Below are 21,973 nucleotides of genomic sequence, written 5' to 3' on the forward strand. Positions count from 1 at the left end.
TAAACTGTTTCTTTCCCTTTACCGGGGGGTGCGGTTGCGTAGCCCCCCCCGGGCAACCCGCAGCCGCTCGCTTTTCAGGCCACGACCGGAGCAGTCAATGACGCAAATGATCTCCCCACCAGTGCAAAGGCGTTCTAGGCTCTTTCCTACCGCCGAGTCGCGCAGCGCGGGGACGGGCACCGCACACGCACCGGAGCGCCAGCGGTACGCGAGCGGCACCCAAGACAGAGGGTGCCGCCGGGCAAGGAGGGCCGCATGACCGTACGGCGAGTAATGGGCATCGAGACGGAGTACGGCATCTCCGTCCCCGGCCACCCCAATGCCAATGCCATGCTCACCTCGTCCCAGATCGTCAACGCCTACGCGGCCGCGATGCACCGGGCCCGCCGGACCCGCTGGGACTTCGAGGAGGAGAACCCGCTGCGCGACGCGCGAGGCTTCGACCTCGCACGCGAGGCCGCCGACTCCAGCCAGCTCACCGACGAGGACATCGGCCTCGCCAACGTCATCCTCACCAACGGCGCCCGGCTCTACGTCGACCACGCCCACCCCGAGTACAGCGCGCCCGAGGTCACCAACCCGCGCGACGCCGTCCTCTGGGACAAGGCGGGCGAACGCATCATGGCCGAGGCCGCCGAACGTGCCGCCGCGCTGCCCGGCGCCCAGCCCATCCACCTCTACAAGAACAACACCGACAACAAGGGCGCCTCCTACGGCACGCACGAGAACTACCTGATGAAGCGGGAGACCGCCTTCTCGGACATCGTGCGCCACCTGACGCCCTTCTTCGTCTCCCGCCAGGTCTTCGCGGGCGCCGGCCGCGTCGGCATCGGGCAGGACGGCCACGAACACGGCTTCCAGCTCAGCCAGCGCGCCGACTACTTCGAGGTCGAGGTGGGCCTGGAGACCACTCTCAAGCGGCCCATCATCAACACCCGCGACGAACCCCACGCGGACGCCGAGAAGTACCGCCGGCTCCATGTGATCATCGGCGACGCCAACCTCTCGGAGATCTCCACCTACCTCAAGCTCGGCACCACCGCACTGGTCCTCTCCATGATCGAGGACAACTTCATCGCGGTGGACCTCGCCGTGGACCAGCCCGTCCGCACCCTCCACCAGGTCTCCCACGACCCCTCCCTCCAGCACCTCGTCACCCTGCGCAGCGGACGCACGCTCACCGCCGTGCAGTTGCAGATGGAGTACTTCGAGCTGGCCCGCAAGTACGTCGAGGAGCGCTACGGCGCCGACGCGGACGACCAGACCAAGGACGTCCTCGTCCGCTGGGAGGACACCCTCACCCGGCTGGAGAACGACCCGATGAGCCTGGCCGCGGAACTCGACTGGGTCGCCAAGCGGCAGCTCATGGAGGGCTACCGCCGCCGCGACGACCTCGACTGGGACGCGCCCCGGCTGCACCTGGTCGACCTCCAGTACGCCGACGTGCGCCCCGAGAAGGGCCTCTACAACCGCCTGGTCGACAAGGGCCGCATGAAGCGGCTGCTGGAGGACGCGGAGGTCGAGCGGGCGCGTACGAAGCCGCCGGAGGACACGCGGGCCTACTTCCGCGGCCGCTGCCTGGAGCAGTACGCGGACGACGTGGCCGCTGCCTCCTGGGACTCGGTCATCTTCGACCTCCCCGGCCGCGATTCGCTCCAGCGGGTGCCAACCCTGGAACCTCTTCGCGGAACGCGAAATCACGTCAAGGAACTGCTGGACCGGTGCCGGACCGCGGATGAGCTGGTCAGGGTGCTGTCCGGCAATTGAAACCCCGGTCCGGGACATGGATTCGGCTCCTTTCGCAGGGTGGAAATCCCGGCGTCAGGGAATCATCGAGATGGCCCCCGTACGTTCCCGGAACTACGGGGCCGATGTCGGACCCGGCTTGTAGGGTCTGATCATCAGCGAACGGCGAACTGAGCGGGGTGAGGGTTATGGCGACCAAGGACACCGGCGGCGGCCAGCAGAAGGCCACACGCTCCACCGAAGAGGTCGAGGAGCAGACCCAGGAAGCGCAGGGCTCCGAGGACCTCAAGGAACGACAGGAAAAGCTCACCGACGACGTGGACTCGGTGCTGGACGAAATCGACGACGTACTTGAGGAAAATGCCGAGGACTTCGTGCGCTCCTTCGTACAAAAAGGCGGAGAGTAAAGGTAAATTGACGGCATCGCCTTCGAAGTGAAGGGTGCGGGGGAGTCGGGTGGTCGAGGAACCGAACGCGAAACGCTGCGGGAAGTGTGAGCGGGAGCTGCCTCCCGCAGCGTTCGCACGGGACCGGAACCGACGTGACGGTCTCCAGCCGTATTGCCGGGAGTGCGTGGCGCAATACGGCGCCGCGCATTACCGGCGCCGTCGGCAAGCCATGGGGAAGCCGGCTCGGGAAAAGGTGGACGTGCCGTCCGGGCACAAGCTCTGTCAGAAGTGCGGCGAGGTCAAACCGTGGGCCGAATGGCATCGCAACTCGTCCGCCTCGGACGGGCTGTCCACGCGCTGTAGGACATGCCGTGCCGCAGAGGGCCGTGCCGGTCATCTCAAACGCAGCTACGGCCTGACCGAAGCAGAGCGTGACGCCATGATCGCGGCGCAGCGCGGGCTCTGCGTGATCTGTCTGAATGCCCCGGCCGCACATGTGGATCACTGCCACAAGACGGGTAGGGTCCGTGGCGTACTGTGCTTCAACTGCAATTCGGCCATCGGCAAGCTGGGGGACGATCCCGAGGCCGTACGCCGGGCCGCCGCCTATCTGGAAGGAAACTCGTGGAAGCCAATACTCGTGGCACCGGGCGTCTACCAGCTGCCTTCCTGACGCCTGGATCGTCCTCCTTCATGGACTTCCTGTCGGACCACCAGCCGGAGCTGCTGCCGGGCAAGCGGACGCTGCCGCCGGTGCAGGGCGTGATCGAGGCCCCGCACGGGACGACGATCGTGGCCGTGACGTTCCCCGGAGGCGTCGTCCTCGCCGGTGACCGCCGCGCCACCATGGGCAACGTCATCGCCCAGCGGGACATCGAGAAGGTCTTCCCGGCGGACGAGTACTCCGCGGTGGGCATCGCGGGCACCGCGGGCCTGGCCGTGGAGATGGTCAAGCTCTTCCAGCTGGAGCTGGAGCACTTCGAGAAGGTCGAAGGCGCGCAGCTCTCCCTGGAGGGCAAGGCGAACCGCCTGTCGACGATGATCCGCTCCAACCTCGGCATGGCCATGCAGGGCCTGGCCGTGGTCCCCCTGTTCGCGGGGTACGACCTGGACCGCGAGAGGGGCCGCATCTTCTCGTACGACGTGACGGGCGGCCGCAGCGAGGAGCACAACTTCGCGGCGACCGGGTCGGGCTCGGTGTTCGCTCGCGGTGCGATGAAGAAGCTGTTCCGTGAGGATCTGACCGAGGCCGAGGCCACCACCCTGGTGGTGCAGGCGCTGTACGACGCGGCCGACGACGACTCGGCGACCGGTGGTCCCGACGTCGCGCGCCGGATCTATCCGATCATCACGGTGATCACCGACGACGGTTTCCGCAGGCTGTCCGAGCAGGAGGCGTCCGAGCTGTCGCGCGCGGTGCTCCAGCGGCGGCTGGAGGAGCCGGACGGTCCGCGGGCCGCCCTGCTCTGAGCGGGCGCTCTCGGTCTTCGCAGTGAGGTGATCCCAGTGACCATGACAGAAAGGGACGGATAACCGGTGTCGACGCCGTTCTATGTCTCACCCCAGCAGGCCATGGCGGACCGCGCCGAGTACGCCCGCAAGGGCATCGCGCGCGGTCGCAGCCTGGTGGTCATGCAGTACGCCGACGGAATCGTGTTCGTCGGCGAGAACCCGTCCCGTGCGCTGCACAAGTTCAGCGAGATCTACGACCGGATCGGCTTCGCGGCCGCCGGCAAGTACAACGAGTACGAGAACCTGCGCATCGGTGGTGTGCGGTACGCGGACCTGCGGGGTTACACCTACGACCGTGACGACGTGACCGCGCGTGGTCTGGCGAACGTGTACGCGCAGACGCTGGGCACGATCTTCTCCTCGGCGGCCGAGAAGCCGTACGAGGTGGAGCTGGTGGTGGCGGAGGTCGGCGAGACTCCGGAGGGCGACCAGATCTACCGGCTGCCGCACGACGGTTCCATCGTGGACGAGCACGGTTCGGTGGCGGTCGGCGGAAACGCGGAGCAGATCAGCACGTTCCTGGACCAGCGTCACCGGGACGGGATGAGCCTGGCGGAGGCGCTGAAGCTCGCGGTGCAGGCGCTTTCGAGGGACACCAACGGCGGCGAGCGGGAGATTCCCGCGGAGCGCCTGGAGGTGGCGGTGCTGGACCGGACGCGGCCGCAGAAGCGGAAGTTCAAGCGGATCGTGGGCGGCCAGCTGTCGCGGCTGCTGGCGGCGAACGGCGCGGCGACCGAGGCGGAGAGTGCGGACGATCCGGACGACGCGTCCGGCTCCGAGGAGGAGTGAGGCGCGCGCCGCGCGATGTCTGTCGACAGTGCCCTCGGCCGGTTTCCGGTCGGGGGCACTGTGTGTTGCGGGCAGGGCCTCAGGAGGGGCGTGGCGGGGCCGTGGAGGCGCGGGGGATGAGCTGGACCGGGATGTCCCCGTGTGGGGGCTCGCGGCCGTCCAGGACGGCGAGGAGGGTCTGCATGCCGCGTTCGCCGAAGAGTTCGGCGTCGAGGCGGACGGTGGTCAGCTCGGGGTCGAGGGCGGTGGCGAGGGCGAGGTCGTCGAGGCCGGTGACGGAGAGGTCGTCGGGGATGCGCATGCCGAGGCGGCGGGCGGCCTTGTAGGCGCCGGCGGCGAGTTTGTCGTCGTCGCAGACGACGGCGGTGGGGCGGGGGCCGGGTGTGGTGAGGGCGGTCTCGGTGGCGGCGCGGGCGGCGTCGATGGCGATGGGCGCGCGGGCGGTGGTGAGCCGGGTGCCGGCTGTGGCGGCGAGGCGCCGGGCGAGTTCGCGGGCGCGGATCTCGAAGGTCCAGGAGGGGACGTCGGCGGCGAGGTGGAGGAGGTGGCGGTGGCCGAGGCCGAGGAGGTGGTCGGTGACCTGGCGGACGCCGTCGGTGATGTCGAGGTTGACGGTGGCGGCGCCGAGGCTGCCGGCGGGGTCGCTGTCGAGCATGACGAGGGGGAGCTGGTCGCCGCTGATGGCGGTGAGGGCGTCGGCGGCCATGGAGGAGGCGATGACGCCGTCGAGGGCGGCCTGGGCGCTGGCGAAGGGGTCGCGGGCGGGGCCGACCCCTTCGGGGGAGGGATAGAGGACGACGCCGAAGCCGTGTTCGGCGGCGACGCGGGCGGCTCCGGTGTAGACGCCGGCGAAGAACTCGGTGGTGAGGGCGGGGACCACGAGGAGGACGGTGCGGGTGTGGCCGAGGCGGAGGTTGCGGGCGGCGAGGTTGGGGCGGTAGCCGAGGTCGGCGGCGGCCTGGCGTACGCGCTGGGCGGTGGTCTCGGAGACGCGGCCGCGCCATTTTTCGCCGAGGACGAGTGAGACGGCGGCCTGGCTGACTCCGGCCTCGCGGGCGACGTCACGGCTGGTCGGGCGCGTGCTGCTGCGTGCCACCGCGGTCGTGCTCCTCTGGGTGCTGTGTGGACGGTCGGACAGCGCACATGGTACGTATGAAACCGTTAGTTATACGTAACACTTCGGGGACATCGCGACGGCGGTCGGGGGTGCCGGAGCGGCCGCTGAAGGGGCGGGACATGGCGACGGGTTATCTGGAGATCCTGCGGGCGCGGCATGCGCTGCGCCTGCTGACGGGGACGCTGGTGGGCCGGCTGCCGAACGCGGTGGCGCCGATCGCCATGGTGCTCTTCGTGCGCGCGGAGGGCGGTACGTACAGCCTGGCGGGCGCGCTGGCGGCGGTGTACGGGGTGGCGAACGCGGTGGGCCAGCCGCTGCTGGGGCGGCTGGTGGACCTGTACGGGCAGCCGCGGGTGCAGTTGCCGGCGGCGGTGGCGTCGGCGCTGGCCATGGCGGGGTTCGCGTTCTGCGGGATCGCTCCGCCGGGGGCGGCGTACGCGCTGGTGGCGCTGGCGGGTCTGTGCACGCCGCCGCTGGAGGGCGGGCTGCGGGCGCTGTGGCCGTCGGTGCTGCGCCGGGGGGAGCAGGTGCACACGGCGTACGCGCTGGACGCGGTGGCGCAGGAGGTGATGTTCACGGTCGGGCCGCTGCTGGTGACGCTGTGCGTGGCGGTGTGGTCGGAGCGGGCGGCGCTGCTGGTGCTGAACCTGGTGGGGGTGCTGGGCGCGCTGTCGGTGGTGGTGTCGGCGCCGTCGCGGGCGTGGCGCTCGGAGCCGCGGGAGGCGCACTGGCTGGGGGCGCTCAGGTCGCGGGGGCTGCTGGCGCTGCTGGGGGCGTTCCTGTTCGTGGGGATCGCGATGGGGTCGATCACGGTGGCGTCGGTGTCGTACGCGGACGGGCACGGTGGTGACGCGGTGTACGGCTGGATGATGGCGGGGCTGGGTCTGGGCGCGCTGGCCGGCGGGACGGTGTACGGGGCGCGGCGGTGGCCGGGGGCGCCGGAGCGGCGGCTCAGGGTGCTGGTGGCCCTGCTGGCGCTGTGCTATCTGCCGTTGCTGTGGATGCCGGGGCCGGTGGCGATGGTGCTGCTGTCGGTGGTGTCGGGGGTGTTCCTGGCGCCGTGCATCGCGTGCGCGTTCATCATCGTGGACCGGCACGCTCCGGCGGGAACGGTGACGGAGGCGTTCTCGTGGCTGGTGACGACGTTCACGGTGGGCGCGTCGGTGGGGACGGGGCTCGCCGGGCCGGTGGTCCAGTCGGGTGGTGCGTCGTGGGGGTTCGCGCTGCCGGGGGTGGCGGGGGGTGTGTCGTTGCTGGTGCTGCTGGCCACGGGACGGGCGCTGACGGCTCCCGCGGAGGGCGGTGTCGTTGCGGCTTCATCGGAAAATGATCCAGATCGTGCTGCCGAACCCCGTTTCAGTTCAGGGGATCGGGCGTAATGTTCAGTCATGGACCGCCGCATTTTCGGGCTGGAGAACGAGTACGGCGTCACGTGCACGTTCAGGGGACAGCGGCGTCTGTCTCCTGACGAGGTGGCGCGGTACCTCTTCCGCCGTGTCGTGTCATGGGGCCGCAGCAGCAATGTCTTTCTGCGCAACGGCGCCCGGCTGTATCTCGACGTGGGCTCACATCCGGAATACGCGACACCCGAGTGTGACAATGTGACCGAGCTGGTCACCCACGACAAGGCCGGCGAGCGCATTCTCGAGGGACTCCTGGTGGACGCGGAACGACGCCTGCACGAGGAGGGAATCGCGGGCGACGTCTACCTCTTCAAGAACAACACCGACTCGGCGGGCAACTCCTATGGTTGTCACGAGAACTATCTGGTGGCGCGGCACGGGGAGTTCTCCCGGCTCGCCGACATCCTCATTCCGTTCCTGGTGACCCGGCAGTTGCTGTGCGGGGCGGGCAAGGTGCTCCAGACGCCGCGCGGTGCGGTGTACTGCGTGAGCCAGCGGGCGGAGCACATCTGGGAGGGCGTCTCGTCGGCGACGACGCGTTCCAGGCCGATCATCAACACCCGCGACGAGCCGCACGCGGACGCCGAGCGTTACCGGCGGCTGCACGTCATCGTGGGCGACTCGAACATGTCCGAGACGACGATGCTGCTGAAGGTCGGCGCCACCGATCTGGTGCTGCGCATGATCGAGGCGGGCACGGTGATGCGGGATCTGACGCTGGAGAACCCGATCCGGGCGATCCGCGAGGTGAGCCACGACATCACCGGCCGGCGCAAGGTGCGTCTGGCCAGTGGCCGGGAGGCGTCGGCGCTGGAGGTGCAGCGCGAGTACTTCGACAAGGCGGTGGACTTCTGCGACCGCCGGGGCATCCGTACGGGCACGGTCGCGCAGGTGCTGGAGCTGTGGGGCCGGACGCTGGACGCGATCGAGACGGAGGACCTCGACCGGATCGGTACCGAGATCGACTGGGTGATGAAGTACAAACTCATCGAGCGGTACCGCGAGAAGCACAACATGACGATGTCGCATCCGCGGGTCGCGCAGATAGACCTCGCGTATCACGACATCCACCGGCGTCGCGGGCTGTACTACCTGCTTGAGAAGAAGGGTCAGGCGGCGCGTATCTGCAACGACCTGAAGATCTTCGAGGGCAAGTCGGTGCCGCCGCAGACGACTCGGGCGCGGCTTCGTGGTGACTTCATCCGGCGGGCGCAGGAACAGCGCCGGGACTTCACGGTCGACTGGGTGCATCTGAAGCTCAACGACCAGGCGCAGCGCACGGTGTTGTGCAAGGACCCGTTCCGTTCTGTGGACGACCGGGTGGAGAAACTGATCGCCGGAATGTAGAAACGGTCTCCGGGGCCGTGGCTTCTGCCGCTATCGCCCCCGAGCGCCACACGGGCGCCGTACGTTTCCCGTACGGCGCCCTTGTCACGCCGTAGAGTTGCGCGCACCAATCCGCAAGATCGACCGATTACGAGGCATCTCCCGTGCGCCGACGCTCACTCCTCATGGCCGCCGTTCCCGCTGGACTGGTCACGCTCGCCGGGTGCGGCGACGGCGATTCGAAGTCGAGCGCGACCAGTGCGTCCCCCTCGCCGTCGGCGTCGTCGCCTCCGCCGCCGAAGATCGTGGACGGGCCGCTGCCGGCGATCACGGGCGGGACGAAGTTCGGGGAGAAGCCGACGGTCGCCAAGGGGATGGGCCAGCCGTCCAAGGACCTGGCGGTGCGTACGGTGATCGCGGGCAACGGCCGCACGGTCGCGGAGAACGACTTCATCGAGGCGAACTACCTGGGCCAGATCTGGAGCTCGGGGAAGGTGTTCGACAACTCCTACGACCGCAGTCCGCTGGTGCTGCAGTTGGCGCGGGGCAGCATCATCGACGGCTGGCGCTACGCGCTGACGGGGAAGAAGATCGGCAGCCGGGTGGAGATCGCGGTGCCGCCGACCTGGGGGTACGGCCCGTCGGGCAACGAGCAGGCGGGGATCAAGGGCACGGACACGCTGGTGTTCGTGATCGACCTGCTGGACTCCTTCAACACCAAGAGCTCGGCGAAGGGCAAGGTGGTCCCGCAGACGGACCCGGCCCTGCCCAAGGTGGCCACGAACACGGACGGCAGCCGGCCGAAGGTGACGCTGCCGAAGTCGGACCCGCCGAAGAAGCTGGTGTCGAACTACGTCCTCGAGGGCGACGGGGACGAGGTCACCGCGAAGCAGACGATCCTGTGCCAGTTCCAGGGGCTCGAGTGGCAGGGCGGCCGGACGTTCCAGACGACGTACGGCTCGGGGCGGCTGAGCCAGTTCTCGGTGGAGCAGATGGAACAGGTCGTCAAGGGTCTGGCGCAGGGGGTCACGGGGAAGAAGGTCGGCAGCCGGGTGCTGGTCGTGGTGCCGCCGGACCTGGGCTACGGCGACAATCCGCCGAGCGGGAGCGGTATCAAGAAGGGTGCCACGCTGGTCTTCACGGTGGACATCCTCGCCGCGATGTAGCGCGCCGGGTGCGCGAGCTGCGGGGATGACAGACTGTCCATGTTTCGTTTCGTACACACGCGGGAGCTTTTGACGTGAGCATCGACAAGCCCGAGGTCGACTTTCCGGGCGGCGAGCCGCCGAAGGACCTTGAGATCAAGGACATCTGGGAGGGCGACGGCGAGGTCGCCGAGGCCGGCGACGTCGTCAAGGTGCACTACGTGGGCGTCGCGTTCTCCACGGGTGAGGAGTTCGACGCGTCCTGGAACCGGGGCACCCCGCTGGACTTCCAGCTCGGTGTCGGCCAGGTCATCCAGGGCTGGGACAAGGGTGTGCAGGGCATGAAGGTCGGCGGCCGCCGCCAGCTCGTGATCCCCGCGCACCTCGCCTACGGCGACCGGGGTGCCGGCGGCCGGATCGCGCCGGGTGAGACGCTGATCTTCGTCTGCGACCTCGTGGGCGTCGGCAAGCGCTGACCCGGCCGGTCGAGCCTGACCGTTCGTGTCCGGAGAAGGGCCCGCGCCTGGTGCGCGGGCCCTTCTTCTTCGACCGTCCTCGTCCGTAACGGCCCACCTTGTTCGTTCCGGCTTTTGCCGCGCCACCCGGGAGCGGTACGGTCAACGGTCGGAAGCACATGAGGAAAGGCGTAGGGCGTCGATGGCCATTGCCAAGGCCGAGCGGTTGATGAACCTCGCGTTGTGCCTGCTCGGCGCGCGGCGGCCGCTCAGCAAGCGCGAGCTGCGCGGGTCCGTCGAGGCGTACCTGGAAGCGGGGTCGGACGACTCCTTCAACCGCATGTTCGAGCGGGACAAGGACGATCTGCGCGAGCTGGGCCTGGTCATCGAGACCGTGGAGAACCTGGAGGGCGAGGTCGGTTATCTCGCCCGCCGTGACAGCAACCGGCTGCCCGCGATCACCCTGGACGCCGAGGAGGCGGCCGCCCTGGGCCTGGCCGCCAAGGTCTGGCAGCAGGCCCGGCTGGCCGGCGCGGCCAGCGGCGCCCTGCAGAAGCTGCGCGCGGCCGGGCTGCCCGAGGACGTCGACCCCTACGGCTCGCACGGCGCGCTGGAGCCGCGCATCCCGGTGCACGAGGCCGCGTTCGAGCCGCTGATGCTGGCCTGCCGGGACCGGCGCCCGGTGGTCTTCGACTACCGCAAGGCCTCGGCCGCGCACCCCGAGACCCGGCATGTCGAGCCGTGGGCGCTGGAGTGCTGGCGCGGCCACTGGTACCTGGCCGGCTTCGACCGCGAGCGCGGTGCCGAGCGCGTCTTCCGGCTGTCCCGGATCACCGGCAAGGTCCGCGCCCGCGGCAGCGGCTTCACCGCACCGGTGCCGGACGTGGTGACGGTGCGGGAGACCGTACGGGGCTGGGCGGGGGAGACCGCCGACCGCTCCGCGCTGATCCGGTTGCGCTCCGGCGCCGGCTACCCGCTGCGGGCCAAGGCCACCAAGGTGCGTGAACTGGGCGACGGCTGGGACGAGTTGGAGATTCCGTACGGGCACGGGCTGGATGCCTGGCTGGTGGAGTTCGGGCCGGACGTGGTGGTGCTGGAACCGGCCGAACTGCGGGCGGACGTGGTGGACCGGCTGCGTGCCGTGGCCAAGGGCTGAGAGCGGAGCGAGACACCATGGCAGGCAAACCGGCGAAGCCCCTGAACGCCATCGACCAGACCCGGCGGATGCTGTCGCTGGTCACGTATCTGCGCGAGCGGCCCGGCGCCCGGATCGCGGACGTGGCCCGCGCCTTCGGCATCACCGAGGACGAACTCGTCTCCGACCTGGACGTGCTGCCCATGTGCGGTACGTCCTTCCGGGGCGGTGACCTGCTGGACATCGACACCGACGGTGAGCGGATCTGGTGGCACAACCCGGCCGCGCTCGGCGAGGACGCGGCCGAGCCGCTCCGGCTCGCCGCCGACGAGGCGACCGCGCTGCTGGTGGCCGCCCGAGCGGTGGCCACCCTGCCCGGCCTGCGCGAGAGCGACCGGCAGGCGCTGGTCCGGGCCACCGCCAAGGTGGAGACCGCCGCCGGCGAGGCGGCCGGGGCCAGCTCCCGGCTGTCGGTGACCTTCGAGTCCGAGGGCGGGGTCTTCGCCGACGTCGACCGGGCCATCTCCGAGCGCCGCCGGCTGTGGGTGCGCTACTACTCCCCGGCCCGCGACGAGCTGACCGAGCGGGAGATCGACCCGATCCGCCTGGTCACCATGGGCCACACCTACGTCGAGGCGTGGTGCCGCCGCTCGGAGGCGCGCCGTACCTTCCGGCTGGACCGGGTCGCGGAGATCCGGATCCTCGACGAACCGGCCGCGCCGCCCGAGATAGAACCGCGCGACCTGTCCGAGGGGCTGGTGCAGCCCGCCGCCGAGGATCCCGAGGTCGTGGTCGAGGTCGGCCCCGGCGGGCGCTGGGTCGCGGAGTACTACCCGCACGACACGGCCGAGGAGCTGCCCGACGGCGGCCTGCGCATCACCCTGCGCACCCCCGACCCGGCCTCACTGCGCCGGCTCGCCCTGCGGCTCGGCCCCGACGGCCGGATCGTGTCGCCGCCCGACCTGGCCGACCGCGCCCGCCGGGCCGCCCGCGAGGCCCTGGCCGCCTACGAGGGACGGGAGCACACGCCGTGAACGAGACCCCGGTGCCCGGGACGGCACGCGAGGTGACGGCGGCCGCCGCCTTCGCCGGGATGCGACGCGTCGTCCCGGTGGTGTTCAAGGCGGCCTGCACCGAGTGCCGGGGCCGGTTCGAACTCGCCGCCAACGCGTTGCGGCTCGCCATCGGCGCCTCCAGCCGGACCACGTTCTACTCCTTCACCTGCCCCGAGTGCGGCACGGCGGTCCGCAAGCCCGCCGGGGAGCGGATCGTGCAGCTGCTCAGCGGGGCCGGGGTGCGGACCCTGCGGCTGCACTCCACCGTCCGGGCGGGTTCGGGAACGGTCTAGGCTCGTCCTCATGTTCTGGCCGATGTTCGCGGTAGCCATGGGATTTCTGGGTCTCGCAGTCCTGGGGGTCCTCGCCGTCCGGGTCTTCGCGGCCGCGCGGCGGCTCGGCCTCCAGGTGGCCGACTCCGGGCGCCGCATCAGCCGCGCCGCCGAGGACCTGGAGCGAGCCGCGGCCAGTACCGCACGCGCCGCCGACACGCTCTGAACAGCGGCGCGAGCTGGACGCCGGAAGCGCCACAAGCGGTTTGCGCCACTTCGCCCTGCCATGAGGCACAGGCGTACAGGTACGCTGCTGGTCGCGGTACGGAGAACGAGGCGCGTACCGCGGACCGGGAGTACGCACGGGGATTGCCTCTCGTTTACCCCCGAGCGTTACGATCGCTGTCGGCGCGGCCCTCCGGACACTTGTCCGAGCGGTCGGACAGCACCCCCACCCCCGCCTCGGTGAGAAGGTACTAACTCATGGGCATCGGACGGCTCGGTCCTACCGAGATCATTCTCATTCTCGTCGTCGTGTTCCTGCTCTTCGGCGCGAAGAAGCTTCCGGACATGGCCCGCTCGCTGGGCAAGTCCGCGCGCATCCTCAAGAGCGAGGCGAAGGCGATGAAGGAGGAGGGCAACACCTCCACTCCTCCGGCCTCCGGCGAGCAGCCTCCCGCGCAGCGCACCATCCAGGCCGCCCCCGGCGACGTGAACAGCGCCCGCCCGGTCAACGAGCCCACGGACACCCCCCAGCGCTGATCCGCGGCCGCACCACCGGCCTGCCGCACGAGATGAGGACGTGGGTTGCTCAAGTCTGCCCGCAAGAAAGAGAAGGATCCCGAGGGGCGGATGCCGCTCGTGGAGCACCTGCGCGAGCTGCGCAACCGGCTCGCCAAGGGCATGCTCGCGATCACGGTCGTCTCCGTGGTGGCCGCCTTCTACAGCCAGGACCTGATGTCCTTCCTCTCGCATCCGGTGCCGCGCTGTACCAAGGGCCTGGGTGAGTCCACCGGAGGCTCCTGCGCGGTCATCGCCTACACCGACCTGCTGTCGCCCTTCACCACCACGGTGAAGGTCTGCTTCATGGCGGGCGTGGTCGTCTCCAGCCCGGTCTGGCTCTACCAGCTCTGGGCGTTCATCGCGCCGGGCCTGCACCGCAACGAGCGCAAGTACACCTACGGCTTCGTGGCGGCGGCCGTGCCGCTGTTCATGGCGGGCGCCTGGCTCGCGTACACGATCCTGCCGATCAGCATGCGGGTGCTGCTGGGCATCACCCCGGACGGCTCGGCCAACATCCTCCCGATGGACAAGGTCCTGGACTTCATCGTCCGGATGATCCTCATCTTCGGCGGCGCCTTCGAGCTGCCGCTGCTGCTGGTCATGCTGAACTTCGCCGGTGTGGTGACCGGGCGCCGCATGGCCGGCTGGTGGCGCGGTGTGGTCATGGGCGTCTTCGTCTTCGGCGCCGTCGCCACCCCCACCACGGACCCCTTCGGCATGATCGCGCTGGCCGGCCCGATCGTGGTGCTGTACTTCATCGCCGTCGGCATCGCGCTGCTCAACGACCGCCGCCGCCAGCGCGCCGACGAGGCGACGGAGCTGGACGACGACGAGGCCTCGCCGCTGGACCACCGGCCGGAGCCGATCGCCGGCCCCGAGCGGCTGACCGCCGCCGTCCCCGAGCAGGCCCGCCAGGCCGAGGCCCTGCCGCCGGGCCGCTACGAGGGCTACGACGACGTCACCTGAGCGGACCGCTCGGCGTGCGCGAGGGGCCGGACGGATCTTCCGTCCGGCCCCTCGCGCACCGGGGCGGCGGCCTGCGCGAGCGGGGCCGGAGGCAGTCGTTCCGGTTCGGCGGGCGCGGGAAGCGATAATGATCGTCCTGTTGTCGGTGCGGGCCGGTACGCTCGAAAGCACGATGACAGAGGACCTCTCACCGGCCGAGCGGTACGCGGCGTCCCGAGTGCGGGCCGCCGAGCAGGCCACCGCGCTCGCGGGTTTCCGCGAGATGTACGACTTCGGCCTCGACGACTTCCAGGTGGAAGCCTGCTCCGCACTCGAGGGGGGCAAGGGCGTGCTGGTGGCCGCCCCCACCGGCTCGGGCAAGACGATCGTGGGCGAGTTCGCCGTCCACCTGGCCCTGCGGCAGGGCAAGAAGTGTTTCTACACGACCCCCATCAAGGCACTGTCGAACCAGAAGTACGCCGACCTGTGCCGCCGCTACGGAGCCGGCAAGGTCGGCCTCCTCACCGGTGACAACAGCGTGAACTCCGACGCCCCGATCGTCGTGATGACGACCGAGGTGCTGCGGAACATGCTGTACGCGGGGTCCCAGACCCTCCTGGGCCTCGGCTACGTCGTCATGGACGAGGTGCACTACCTCTCCGACCGCTTCCGGGGCGCCGTCTGGGAAGAGGTGATCATCCACCTGCCCGAGTCGGTGACCCTGGTGTCGCTGTCGGCCACCGTGTCCAACGCCGAGGAGTTCGGCGACTGGCTGGACACCGTGCGCGGCGACACCGAGGTGATCGTCTCCGAGCACCGGCCCGTACCGCTGTTCCAGCACGTGCTCGCCGGGCGGCGGATGTACGACCTGTTCGAGGAGGGCGAGGGCAGCAAGAAGGCCGTCAACCCCGACCTCGCCCGGCTCGCCCGCATGGAGGCCACCCGGCCCTCCTACCAGGACCGCAGGCGTGGACGCGCCATGCGCGAGGCCGACCGGGAGCGGGAGCGCCGGCAGCGTCAGCGCGCCTGGACGCCGGGCCGCCCCGAGGTCATCGAGCGCCTGGACGCCGAGGGCCTGCTGCCCGCCATCACCTTCATCTTCAGCCGCGCCGCCTGCGAGGCGGCGGTCCAGCAGTGCCTGTACGCGGGCCTGCGCCTCAACGACGAGGAGGAGCGGGAACAGGTCCGCGCCCTGGTCGAGGAGCGCACCGCGAACATCCCGCCCGAGGACCTGCACGTCCTCGGCTACTACGAATGGCTGGAGGGCCTGGAGCGCGGCATCGCCGCCCACCACGCCGGCATGCTGCCGACCTTCAAGGAGGTCGTGGAGGAACTGTTCGTACGCGGGCTGGTCAAGGCCGTGTTCGCCACCGAGACCCTGGCGCTCGGCATCAACATGCCCGCCCGTTCGGTGGTGCTGGAGAAGCTCGTCAAGTGGAACGGCGAACAGCACGCCGACATCACCCCCGGTGAGTACACCCAGCTCACCGGCCGGGCAGGGCGCCGGGGGATCGACGTCGAGGGCCACGCCGTGGTGCTGTGGCAGCGGGGGATGAGCCCCGAGCACCTCGCCGGACTCGCGGGCACCCGCACCTATCCGCTGCGCTCCAGCTTCAAGCCGTCGTACAACATGGCGGTCAACCTGGTCGAGCAGTTCGGGCGGCACCGCTCGCGCGAGCTGCTGGAGACGTCGTTCGCGCAGTTCCAGGCCGACAAGTCGGTCGTCGGGATCTCCCGGCAGGTGCAGCGCAACGAGGAGGGCCTGGAGGGCTACAAGGGCTCCATGACCTGCCACCTCGGCGACTTCGACGAGTACGCGCGGCTGCGCCGCGAACTCAAGGACCGGGAGAACGAGCTGGCCCGGCAGGGCGCCAGCCAGCGGCGTGCCGAAGCGGCCGTCGCCCTGGAGAAGCTCAAGCCGGGCGACATCATCCACGTGCCCACCGGCAAGTACGCGGGCCTCGCGCTCGTGCTCGACCCCGGTCTGCCCGCCGGGCGGACCGGCGGCCCCCGGGGCTTCGACCACCATGACGGGCCCCGCCCGCTGGTGCTCACCGCCGAACGGCAGGTCAAGCGGCTGGCGTCCATGGACTTCCCCGTCCCGGTGGAGGCGCTGGACCGGATGCGCATCCCCAAGACGTTCAACGCCCGCTCCCCGCAGTCCCGCCGGGACCTCGCCTCCGCCCTGCGCACCAAGGCCGGGCACATCCCGCCGGAGCGTGCCCGCAAGAAGCGTTCGCAGGCCGCCGACGACCGGGAGATCGCCCGGCTGCGCACCGCGATCCGCGCGCACCCCTGCCACGGCTGCGACGACCGCGAGGACCACGCCCGCTGGGCCGAGCGCTACCACCGGCTCCGGCGCGACACCTCCCAGCTGGAGCGCCGTATCGAGGGCCGCACCAACACCATCGCGCGCACCTTCGACCGGATCGTGGCCCTGCTGACCGAGCTGGACTACCTGCGGGGCGACGAGGTCACGGCCAACGGCAAGCGGCTGGCCCGGCTCTACGGCGAGTTGGACCTGCTGGCCAGCGAATGTCTGCGCGAGGGCGTCTGGGAAGGACTCAGCCCCGCCGAACTCGCCGCCTGCGCCTCGGCGTTGGTGTACGAGGCGCGGGTCAGTGACGACGCGATGACGCCCAAGCTCCCTTCCGGCCCGGCCCAGGCCGCGCTAGGGGAGATGGTGCGGATCTGGGGGCGGCTGGACGCGCTGGAGGAGGACTTCCGGATCAGCCAGACGGAAGGGGTGGGGCAGCGGGAGCCGGACCTCGGGTTCGCGTGGATCGCCCACCAGTGGGCCTCGGGCAGGGGGCTCGACGAGGTGCTGCGCGAGGCGGAGATGCCCGCGGGGGACTTCGTACGGTGGACCAAGCAGGTGATCGACGTTCTCGGGCAGGTGGCCGCGGCTGCTCCCACGGACGGCTCGACGATCGCCAGGAACGCACGCAGGGCTGTCGACCAGTTGCTGCGGGGAGTGGTCGCCTACTCGTCCGTGGGGTGAGGTCTTCGCACGGGTGGCGGGTGGGCTGCGGCCGCTGAGCGCGGCCCCCCCCGCGACCCCGGGAAGGGCCGGCCCCGCCGGCCCTTTTCGCATGCCCGCCGGCCGCTACCAAGCGTGTTCGAATGGATGCCCGCTGTGTAAATAGGAGTGACGGTACTCCTGTTGCCCGGGGGATTTCAGGTGCTTGCCGAATATGACACGGGGGTGTCCCGGTCGGAATAGGCTCGCCCGCGGCGGACCCGGTTGAGATGGATTCGGGCGCCTGTTCCCCTATATACCGTTCTTCCCAGAAGGCATCCATGGTGAGTGTTCAGAAACCTCCCGGTGTCCGCGAACGTCCCTACGCGCAGGTGTTGTTGCCGCCCGCCCTGGTGATGGCCGCGGTGACCGCCGCCGCCGTGTTCCTGGTGCCGGACTCCGCCCGGATCACCGTCGCCTGCTGCGGGCTGGTGGCCACGCTGCTGCTGCTCGCCACCGCGAGCGAGGTGGTGCGGCGTGGCCGTCAACTGCGGTCCGTCGAGGCCGAGAACGCCCGGCGCACCGCGTATCTGGAGCACCGCATCGCCGCCCACGACGCGGAGATCGTCCGCCTCGGCTCCGAGGTGCTGCCGCTGGCGCTGGCCCGGCTGCGCGGGGGCGAGCGACTGCGGGACGTCCTGCGCCACGTCGTCGACGAGGACCCCGAGCTGCGTCACCTCCCGCCCTCGCAGCGCGAGCTGCTGCGCGTGGCGCTGCGCGGTGCCGAGCACGAGATCAACATGCGGGACGCCACCCAGCGGGCGTTCGTCACCACCGCCCGGCGCGTGCAGGCCATCGTCCACCAGCAGGCCAAGGAGCTGCGGGAGATGGAGGAGGACCACGGCCGCAACGCCGAGGTCTTCGACGACCTGCTGCGCGTCGACCACGGCACCGCGCTGATCGGGCGCCTCGCCGACTCCATCTCGGTGCTGGGCGGCGGCCGTCCGGGCCGTCAGTGGCCGGTGCCCGTCTCGCTCTACAGCGTGCTGCGGGGCGCGATGTCCCGCATCCTCGAGTTCCCGCGGATCAACCTCGCCTCGATCGTCAACATCAACATCAAGGGCACCTCGGTCGAGCCGGTCATCCACGCGGCCGCCGAGCTGTTCGACAACGCCACCCGCTACTCGCCGCCCTCGACCAAGGTGCACGTCACCGCCTTCGAGGTGCAGACCGGCCTCGCCATCGAGATCGAGGACGCCGGGGTCAGTCTCAGCGAGGAGGGCCGGGCCCGCGTCGAGCAGATGATCCTGGACGCCCGCGCCGACGACGACGCGCACAACCTCGGCGACAGCCCCCGCCTCGGCCTCGCCGTGGTCGGCCGGCTCTGCAACGCCTTCGGCATGGACGTCTCGCTGCGCGCCTCCGCCTACGGCGGCGTCCGCGCCATCCTCGTCGTCCCCCGCGACATGCTCACCACCGAACCCGGCGTCGGCGCCGCGCACGGCATCGGCGCCACCGCCGTACCGATGCCCGAGCTCGGCGCGCTGGAGGGCCCCAAGCGCCCGCCCAAGCGCCGCCGCCCCACCGCACCGCGCGTCCCCGCCCAGGCCGTGGAGGACCAGGCCCCCACGGTCACCGAGCGGACGGCGAACGGTCTGCCGCAGCGCCGCAGCCGGGTGACCGTCCCGCTCAGCCGGCGCTTCGCCGAACAGGCCGCCATCGAGCAGGCCGAGCGCGAGGGACGCCCCACCGTGTGGTCCCGGCCCGAACCGGAGCCCGGGCCCCCGGCCGACCCCGAGCGGCAGAAGCTTCTCGACCGCGAACCGGGCATGTGGGTCGACGCCTTCTGGGACGGCATGAAGAAGGGCAACGAAGGCGCCCACCCGACCGACTTCACCCGGAACCCGACCGCCTACCTGCATCTGATCGACGACTCGGCCGACACCGGCGCCGGCGACGAGGGGGAGCCCAAGTGATCCAGCAGCGTGCCAACTTCGACTGGATGCTCAAGCAGCTGCACGACGGCGTGCCCGGCATCGAGATGATCGTGGTGCTCTCCTCGGACGGCCTGCGCATCGCCCGCTACGGCGGCGATCCCGACGCCGCCGACCGGGTGGCCGCCGCCTGTGCCGGCGTGCAGAGCCTGGCCGGGGCCGTCGCCCAGGAACTGCCGGGCAGCAGCGGGGAGATGAAGCTCGTCGTCATCGAGATCGACGGAGGCTACTTCTACCTGATGGCCGCCGGCGACAACGCCTACCTCGCCGTCCTCGCCGACGTGGTCTGCGAGCCCGGCCGGATGGGCGGGATGATGCGCGACCTCGTCGTCCGGATCGGTGCCCACCTCACTTCTCCGCCCCGGCGCGGCGGGCAGGCCGTATGACCGCGCGCCGCGAACGGCGCCCGCCGCAGGAGGCGCCCTCCCCGCCGCCGGCCGCCCCGGACGCGGCCGAGGAGGCGGACGCCGGGAGCCCCGAGCGGCTGTACGCCGTCACCGGACTGCACGAGGGCGGCCGGGCCCAACTCGACCTGGTGACCCTCATCGTGGCGCGCTCGGTGCCCCCGCCGTCCGGCACCCCCGAACAGGCGGCCGTGCTGCGGCTGTGCTCGGCGCCCCTGTCCGTGGCCGAACTCTCGGCCTACCTCGACCTGCCCTTCAGCGCGATGACCGCGCTGATCACCGAACTGATCGGCGCCGACCTGGTGCAGGCCCGCGCCCCGATCGTCCGCCAGGCGCTCCCCGACCGGACCCTCCTCGAAGCGGTGATGCATGGACTTCAACGCCTCTGACGCCGTCCCTCCGATCCCCGGCCCGCGCACCGAGGAGCGGCTCCCGCAGACCGCCCAGGCGGCGGTGAAGATCGTGATCGTGGGCGGCTTCGGCGTCGGCAAGACCACCATGGTCGGCTCGGTCAGCGAGATCAGACCGCTGACCACCGAGGAGACCATGACCCAGGCCGGTATCGGCATCGACGACGACTACGGCTCCGAGACCAAGACGGCCACCACCGTGGCCATGGACTTCGGCCGCATCAGCATCACCGGAGAACTGGTGCTCTACCTCTTCGGCACCCCCGGCCAGGAACGGTTCTGGTTCCTGTGGAACCGCCTCTTCGAAGGCGCGCTCGGCGCGGTCGTCCTGGTCGACACCCGCCGCCTGGACGTCAGCTTCGACGTCATGGGCCGCCTCGAGGAACGCGGCGTGCCCTTCATCGTCGCCGTCAACTCCTTCCCGGACGCGCCCCGTCACCCCGTCGAGGAACTGCGCGGCGCGCTCGACCTGGCCCCCGAGATCCCGATCGTCGAGTGCGACGTGCGCCGCCGCGCCTCCAGCCGGGACACCCTGCTGACGCTGATGCACTTCCTGCACTCCCTCGCCCGGTCCGGCGCCCTGACCTGAGCGGGCGCGCGAACCCCACCAGCCGTTTCCCGAAAGCGACCACTGTGACGCCCGAATCCCAGACCCCGGCAGGCACCCCCGACACCGCGTCCGGCCCGCCGCCGGGCTGCCCCGCGCACGGCACCGGCCCCGGCGGCCTGCACCGGCTGTACGGCCCGGACGCGGTCGACCTCGACGACCTCTACGAGCGGCTGCGCGAGAAGCACGGTCCGGTCGCCCCCGTCCTCCTCCACGACGACGTGCCCATGTGGGTGGTCCTCGGGCACGCCGAGAACCTGCACATGGTGCGCAGCCCCTCGCAGTACACCCGCGACAGCCGGGGCTGGACCCCCCTGCTGGAAGGCATGGTCAAGCCCGACCATCCGCTGATGCCGCACATCGCCCGGCAGCCGATCTGCGCGCACGCCGAGGGCGACGAGCACCAGAGGCTGCGCGCGGCCGTCACCGCCGCCATGGGCACCATCGACCACCGGGGCCTGCGCCGCTCCATCAACAGCTCCACCCAGGAACTCGTCAACCGCTTCTGCGGGCGCGGCCGGGCCGATCTGGTCTCGCAGTTCGCCGAGCACCTGCCGATGGCCGTGATGTGCGAGATCCTCGGGATGCCCGAGGAGTTCGACGACCGCATGGTGCAGGCGGCGCGCGACGCGCTGGGGGGCACCGAGACCGCCATCCAAAGCCACACGTACGTGATGGAGGCACTCAGCCGGCTCACCGCCCGGCGCCGGGGCCGCCCCGAGGACGACGTCACCAGCCACCTCGTCACGCACCCGGTGGGGCTCAGCGACGACGAGGTCCGCGAGCATCTGCGGCTGCTGCTGTTCGCCGCGTACGAGACCACCGCCAACCTGCTGGCCAACGCGCTGCGCATGGTGCTGACCGAGCCGGGGTTCCGCGCCCGGCTCAACGGCGGTCAGATGACGGTGCCGGAGGCGATCGAGCAGTCGCTGTGGGACGAGCCGCCGTTCAGCACCGTCCTCGGCTACTACGCCAAGCAGGACACCGAGCTGGGCGGGCAGCGCATCCGGCGCGGCGACGGGCTGCTGTTCGCGCCCGCGCCGGGCAACGTCGACCCGCGCGTACGGCCCGACCCGAGGGCGCACATGAAGGGCAACCGGTCCCACCTCGCCTTCGGCGGAGGCCCGCACGAATGCCCCGGCCAGGACATCGGGCGGGCCATCGCCGACATCGGGGTGGAGGCCCTGCTGACCCGGCTGCCGGACATCCGGCTGGAGTGCGCCGAGGAGGACCTGCGCTGGCGGTCCTCCATCGCGTCCCGGCATCTGGTGTCGCTGCCGGTGCTGTTCGAGCCCAAGCCGCAGCAGGACGTCAACCGGGCGCCCAGCATGTCCTCCCTCCACCCGCACCGGGCGGAGCAACCGGTGCCCCGGCCGCGCGCGTGGGCGGAGGACAAGGCCGAGGAACCCGTGGAGCACCAGGAGCCGGTGCCGCCCGCCGGTCCGGCCGGGTTCCGGCCCGCGCCGTCCAAGAGCGCGCCGCCGAGCCGCTGGCAGCGCGTGTGGCGGTGGCTGCTGGGGGAGTAGC

Annotated in this window: 22 protein-coding genes; 21 read left to right on the forward strand and 1 reads right to left on the reverse strand. The window is 70.8% G+C overall.

Annotation, left to right across the window (positions count from 1 at the left end; all coding sequences use genetic code 11):
* Positions 1–255 precede the first annotated feature (255 nt).
* The 5 genes from dop (at position 256) to prcA (ending at position 4,436) form a co-directional block, all read left to right on the forward strand.
* Complete coding sequence (dop, locus tag ACWCV3_RS25250) at positions 256–1,767, forward strand: depupylase/deamidase Dop (RefSeq protein ID WP_451228400.1); 1,512 nt, start codon at positions 256–258, stop codon at positions 1,765–1,767.
* A gap of 167 nt (positions 1,768–1,934) precedes the next feature.
* Positions 1,935–2,153 carry a ubiquitin-like protein Pup gene (locus ACWCV3_RS25255; RefSeq protein WP_030812711.1) on the forward strand — a complete coding sequence of 73 codons (219 nt, stop codon included), beginning with the start codon at positions 1,935–1,937 and terminating at the stop codon, positions 2,151–2,153.
* Between the two features lie 166 nt (positions 2,154–2,319).
* Positions 2,320–2,808, forward strand: coding sequence for an endonuclease VII domain-containing protein (locus tag ACWCV3_RS25260; RefSeq protein WP_451228404.1), 489 nt, complete (start codon positions 2,320–2,322; stop codon positions 2,806–2,808).
* Positions 2,760–3,605 carry a proteasome subunit beta gene (gene prcB, locus ACWCV3_RS25265; protein WP_451228407.1) on the forward strand — a complete coding sequence of 282 codons (846 nt, stop codon included), beginning with the start codon at positions 2,760–2,762 and terminating at the stop codon, positions 3,603–3,605. Before ACWCV3_RS25260 ends, prcB begins: the two co-directional genes overlap by 49 nt.
* A 66-nt stretch (positions 3,606–3,671) precedes the next feature.
* Complete coding sequence (gene prcA / locus ACWCV3_RS25270; RefSeq protein WP_451228410.1) at positions 3,672–4,436, forward strand: proteasome subunit alpha; 765 nt, start codon at positions 3,672–3,674, stop codon at positions 4,434–4,436.
* A gap of 79 nt (positions 4,437–4,515) precedes the next feature.
* On the opposite strand, the gene ACWCV3_RS25275 is transcribed toward prcA, so the two are convergent.
* Positions 4,516–5,532 carry a LacI family DNA-binding transcriptional regulator gene (locus ACWCV3_RS25275; protein ID WP_451228413.1) on the reverse strand — a complete coding sequence of 339 codons (1,017 nt, stop codon included), beginning with the start codon at positions 5,530–5,532 and terminating at the stop codon, positions 4,516–4,518.
* A 140-nt stretch (positions 5,533–5,672) separates the two neighbouring features.
* Between ACWCV3_RS25275 and ACWCV3_RS25280 the strand changes: the two genes are divergently transcribed.
* The 16 genes from ACWCV3_RS25280 to ACWCV3_RS25355 all read left to right on the forward strand — a co-directional run bounded on the left by ACWCV3_RS25280 (position 5,673) and on the right by ACWCV3_RS25355 (position 21,972).
* Positions 5,673–6,932 (forward strand): MFS transporter, encoded by a 1,260-nt coding sequence (locus ACWCV3_RS25280; protein ID WP_451228416.1) that lies wholly within the window; start codon positions 5,673–5,675, stop codon positions 6,930–6,932.
* A 9-nt stretch (positions 6,933–6,941) separates the two neighbouring features.
* The gene (pafA, locus tag ACWCV3_RS25285) at positions 6,942–8,303 is read left to right on the forward strand and encodes a Pup--protein ligase (RefSeq protein ID WP_030812727.1); all 1,362 of its coding nucleotides are present in this window, start codon (positions 6,942–6,944) and stop codon (positions 8,301–8,303) included.
* Between the two features lie 143 nt (positions 8,304–8,446).
* Positions 8,447–9,448, forward strand: a complete 1,002-nt coding sequence (locus ACWCV3_RS25290) for an FKBP-type peptidyl-prolyl cis-trans isomerase (RefSeq protein WP_451228420.1) — start codon at positions 8,447–8,449, stop codon at positions 9,446–9,448.
* A gap of 74 nt (positions 9,449–9,522) precedes the next feature.
* Positions 9,523–9,903, forward strand: coding sequence for an FKBP-type peptidyl-prolyl cis-trans isomerase (locus ACWCV3_RS25295; RefSeq protein ID WP_031180035.1), 381 nt, complete (start codon positions 9,523–9,525; stop codon positions 9,901–9,903).
* A 181-nt stretch (positions 9,904–10,084) separates the two neighbouring features.
* Positions 10,085–11,038, forward strand: a complete 954-nt coding sequence (locus tag ACWCV3_RS25300) for a helix-turn-helix transcriptional regulator (protein ID WP_451228424.1) — start codon at positions 10,085–10,087, stop codon at positions 11,036–11,038.
* 17 nt (positions 11,039–11,055) lie between these two features.
* Positions 11,056–12,051, forward strand: coding sequence for a helix-turn-helix transcriptional regulator (locus ACWCV3_RS25305; protein WP_451228427.1), 996 nt, complete (start codon positions 11,056–11,058; stop codon positions 12,049–12,051).
* 32 nt (positions 12,052–12,083) lie between these two features.
* The gene (locus ACWCV3_RS25310) at positions 12,084–12,365 is read left to right on the forward strand and encodes a hypothetical protein (protein WP_451228539.1); all 282 of its coding nucleotides are present in this window, start codon (positions 12,084–12,086) and stop codon (positions 12,363–12,365) included.
* 10 nt (positions 12,366–12,375) lie between these two features.
* A complete protein-coding gene (locus ACWCV3_RS25315; protein WP_451228430.1) occupies positions 12,376–12,570 on the forward strand; it encodes a hypothetical protein in 195 nt (64 codons plus the stop codon).
* 263 nt (positions 12,571–12,833) lie between these two features.
* Positions 12,834–13,106: a Sec-independent protein translocase subunit TatA gene (gene tatA, locus ACWCV3_RS25320; RefSeq protein WP_451228542.1), complete on the forward strand. Its 273-nt coding sequence runs from the start codon at positions 12,834–12,836 to the stop codon at positions 13,104–13,106.
* A gap of 90 nt (positions 13,107–13,196) precedes the next feature.
* Positions 13,197–14,093 carry a twin-arginine translocase subunit TatC gene (tatC, locus tag ACWCV3_RS25325; RefSeq protein WP_451228433.1) on the forward strand — a complete coding sequence of 299 codons (897 nt, stop codon included), beginning with the start codon at positions 13,197–13,199 and terminating at the stop codon, positions 14,091–14,093.
* A 127-nt stretch (positions 14,094–14,220) separates the two neighbouring features.
* On the forward strand, positions 14,221–17,073 hold the full coding sequence (locus tag ACWCV3_RS25330) for a DEAD/DEAH box helicase (protein ID WP_451228436.1): 2,853 nt from the start codon (positions 14,221–14,223) through the stop codon (positions 17,071–17,073).
* A gap of 299 nt (positions 17,074–17,372) precedes the next feature.
* Positions 17,373–19,007: an ATP-binding protein gene (locus ACWCV3_RS25335; protein ID WP_451228439.1), complete on the forward strand. Its 1,635-nt coding sequence runs from the start codon at positions 17,373–17,375 to the stop codon at positions 19,005–19,007.
* The gene (locus ACWCV3_RS25340) at positions 19,004–19,411 is read left to right on the forward strand and encodes a roadblock/LC7 domain-containing protein (RefSeq protein WP_030812755.1); all 408 of its coding nucleotides are present in this window, start codon (positions 19,004–19,006) and stop codon (positions 19,409–19,411) included. Before ACWCV3_RS25335 ends, ACWCV3_RS25340 begins: the two co-directional genes overlap by 4 nt.
* Positions 19,408–19,818 carry a DUF742 domain-containing protein gene (locus ACWCV3_RS25345; RefSeq protein WP_451228442.1) on the forward strand — a complete coding sequence of 137 codons (411 nt, stop codon included), beginning with the start codon at positions 19,408–19,410 and terminating at the stop codon, positions 19,816–19,818. Before ACWCV3_RS25340 ends, ACWCV3_RS25345 begins: the two co-directional genes overlap by 4 nt.
* A complete protein-coding gene (locus ACWCV3_RS25350) occupies positions 19,799–20,428 on the forward strand; it encodes a GTP-binding protein (protein WP_451228445.1) in 630 nt (209 codons plus the stop codon). Before ACWCV3_RS25345 ends, ACWCV3_RS25350 begins: the two co-directional genes overlap by 20 nt.
* A gap of 44 nt (positions 20,429–20,472) precedes the next feature.
* Positions 20,473–21,972 carry a cytochrome P450 gene (locus ACWCV3_RS25355; RefSeq protein ID WP_451228448.1) on the forward strand — a complete coding sequence of 500 codons (1,500 nt, stop codon included), beginning with the start codon at positions 20,473–20,475 and terminating at the stop codon, positions 21,970–21,972.
* Position 21,973 lies beyond the last annotated feature (1 nt).

This window comes from Streptomyces sp. NPDC001781 (assembly GCF_053596035.1).

Excerpts from the sequence above, each read along its gene's own strand:
- dop (WP_451228400.1), top strand. The coding sequence starts at position 256 with ATGACCGTACGGCGAGTAATGGGCATCGAGACGGAGTACGGCATCTCC.
- ACWCV3_RS25255 (WP_030812711.1), top strand. The coding sequence starts at position 1,935 with ATGGCGACCAAGGACACCGGCGGCGGCCAGCAGAAGGCCACACGCTCC.
- ACWCV3_RS25280 (WP_451228416.1), top strand. The coding sequence starts at position 5,673 with ATGGCGACGGGTTATCTGGAGATCCTGCGGGCGCGGCATGCGCTGCGC.
- pafA (WP_030812727.1), top strand. The coding sequence starts at position 6,942 with ATGGACCGCCGCATTTTCGGGCTGGAGAACGAGTACGGCGTCACGTGC.
- ACWCV3_RS25300 (WP_451228424.1), top strand. The coding sequence starts at position 10,085 with ATGGCCATTGCCAAGGCCGAGCGGTTGATGAACCTCGCGTTGTGCCTG.
- ACWCV3_RS25305 (WP_451228427.1), top strand. The coding sequence starts at position 11,056 with ATGGCAGGCAAACCGGCGAAGCCCCTGAACGCCATCGACCAGACCCGG.
- ACWCV3_RS25315 (WP_451228430.1), top strand. The coding sequence starts at position 12,376 with ATGTTCTGGCCGATGTTCGCGGTAGCCATGGGATTTCTGGGTCTCGCA.
- tatC (WP_451228433.1), top strand. The coding sequence starts at position 13,197 with ATGCCGCTCGTGGAGCACCTGCGCGAGCTGCGCAACCGGCTCGCCAAG.
- ACWCV3_RS25330 (WP_451228436.1), top strand. The coding sequence starts at position 14,221 with ATGATCGTCCTGTTGTCGGTGCGGGCCGGTACGCTCGAAAGCACGATG.
- ACWCV3_RS25335 (WP_451228439.1), top strand. The coding sequence starts at position 17,373 with ATGGTGAGTGTTCAGAAACCTCCCGGTGTCCGCGAACGTCCCTACGCG.
- ACWCV3_RS25345 (WP_451228442.1), top strand. The coding sequence starts at position 19,408 with ATGACCGCGCGCCGCGAACGGCGCCCGCCGCAGGAGGCGCCCTCCCCG.
- ACWCV3_RS25350 (WP_451228445.1), top strand. The coding sequence starts at position 19,799 with ATGGACTTCAACGCCTCTGACGCCGTCCCTCCGATCCCCGGCCCGCGC.